Source organism: Kocuria sp. NPDC057446 (assembly GCF_042802875.1).
Lineage (GTDB): Bacteria > Actinomycetota > Actinomycetes > Actinomycetales > Micrococcaceae > Kocuria.
Genome location: NZ_JBHVDI010000254.1, coordinates 1 through 1,696, shown reverse-complemented (window position 1 = coordinate 1,696; position 1,696 = coordinate 1). Strand labels below are relative to the sequence as shown.

Annotated in this window: 2 protein-coding genes; one reads left to right on the top strand and one right to left on the bottom strand. The window is 73.9% G+C overall.

Going from position 1 to position 1,696, the window contains the following annotated elements:
- Positions 1-156: 156 nt before the first annotated feature.
- On the bottom strand, positions 157-375 hold the full coding sequence (locus ACFU0Y_RS17770; protein ID WP_380216230.1) for a hypothetical protein: 219 nt from the start codon (positions 373-375) through the stop codon (positions 157-159).
- A gap of 160 nt (positions 376-535) precedes the next feature.
- Here ACFU0Y_RS17770 and ACFU0Y_RS17765 point away from each other — a divergent pair, with 160 nt between their 5' ends.
- On the top strand, positions 536-1,666 hold the full coding sequence (locus ACFU0Y_RS17765) for a Vms1/Ankzf1 family peptidyl-tRNA hydrolase (RefSeq protein WP_380216228.1): 1,131 nt from the start codon (positions 536-538) through the stop codon (positions 1,664-1,666).
- The last annotated feature ends 30 nt before the right edge of the window (positions 1,667-1,696 follow it).

The window sequence follows — 1,696 nt, the reverse complement described above, 5'->3', positions numbered from 1 at the left end:
AACCTCTACCTGTACCTGCGCGGCCGGGCCCCCGTGGAACCGGCGACCGCGACGGCCACGGACGGGACCCCCCCCCCCCCCCCCCCCCCCCCCCCCCCCCCCCCCGGGGGGGGGGGGGGGGGGGGGCGGGGGCCCTGCCCTCGCGCGGCACGCGGCTCACTCCTCCTCGAGCGTGGAGGTCTCCTGCGGCTCGTCGAGGACGACCTCCTGGTCCTGCTCCACGAGGTCGTCGGGATTGGCCTCGAGGGACGAGGCCTCCGAGCGGTCCGGCGCGTGCACCGGGGCCTCCTCGTCCTGGTCGTCCAGCTCCGGCCGGTCGGCGTCGATCGACTGCTCGAGCCGGTCGGCCTCGTCGTACTCGGGTACGTCGGTCATGGCTGCCTCCTGTGTCGTGGGGCCGACGGGACCACCGGTCGTGCGGCCCGTCACGTGCCTCCGACCCTACCCGCCGGTCCCTCTGTTCCCAGCCTGCTGAGGGTCGGATAACGTGGTCCGCACCACAGGAAGCACCGCTCAACAGCAGGAGTTGTCGATCATGACGAGCCGATTCCACCGCTACGCCGAACTGTTCAAGAGCGAGGGCCCCTGGTGCACCGTCTACACGGACATCAGCACCGGCACCGTCGACTCGCTGCACGCCATCGACGTCCTCCCCGAGAACATCTGCCGGGAGCTGGAGCGGCAGGGCGCGGGCAAGAACGACCTCGCCGCCGTGGAGGCCGCCGTGCGCCCGGCCGAGGGCGTGCCGGACCCGGTGTGCCGGTACCTGCTGGTGCGCGACGGCACCGTGGAGATCGACGAGGTCCTCCCCGGTCCCCTGGCCGGCCGCGGCGTCGTCCAGGTGGAGGACGTCCCCGACCTCACTCCCCTCTTCCGGCACCGCCCCGACGACTTCCCCTACGTGGTCGCCGAGGTCGGCCGTGACGGCGGGGAGATCTGCCTGCAGCACGCCAGCCGCGTCCGGACCGCGGACGAGCAGCAGATCGAGGGCGAGACCGAGCACCTGAAGAAGTTCCCCGGCGGCGGCTGGTCGCAGGGGCGCTGGCAGCGGCACACCGAGGACGTGTGGCGGCGCAACACGGAGCAGGTGGCCGAGCAGATCGACAAGGTCGTCGCCGAGAGCGGGGCCCAGCTCGTGGTCCTCGCGGGGGACCTGCGGGCCCGGGGTCTGGTCGAGGAGCAGCTGTCGAAGGCCACCCGGGCGATGCTGAGCACCGTCGACGCCAACACCCGCGCCGAGGGGAGCCAGTCCGCCGACTTCGACCACCAGGTCGAGGAGCGCGTGGCGGAGGTCGTGGCCCACCGCCAGCAGAGGCTGCTGGAGCGGCTCGCCGAGCAGCAGGGGCGGCACGATCCCACGGCCGTCTCGGGGATGGAGCCCGTCGTCTCGGCCCTGCAGCAGGCCCAGGCGGAGACCCTGCTGATCGACGACACCCACCTGGACACGGAGCAGGAGCTCATCGCCCTGGACGCCGAGCCGTGGATCGCGGTCCAGGAGTCGGAGGCCGTGGGCGCCGGTGTGCTCGGCCGGGTCTCCGCCGACGCCGCGCTGGTGCGGGCCGCGGTGCTGACCGACGGCCGGCCCGTCTTCGTGCCGCCGGGGGCGCTGCCCCACGGCACCGACGTGGCGGCGCTGCTGCGCTGGAGCGCCTCACCGGCGTCCTGACCCGGCACGGAAGGAGGAGGAGTCCCCGCG

Bases quoted from the DNA above. Each gene is read 5' to 3' on its own strand.
- ACFU0Y_RS17770 (WP_380216230.1), bottom strand. From the start codon at position 375: ATGACCGACGTACCCGAGTACGACGAGGCCGACCGGCTCGAGCAGTCG.
- ACFU0Y_RS17765 (WP_380216228.1), top strand. From the start codon at position 536: ATGACGAGCCGATTCCACCGCTACGCCGAACTGTTCAAGAGCGAGGGC.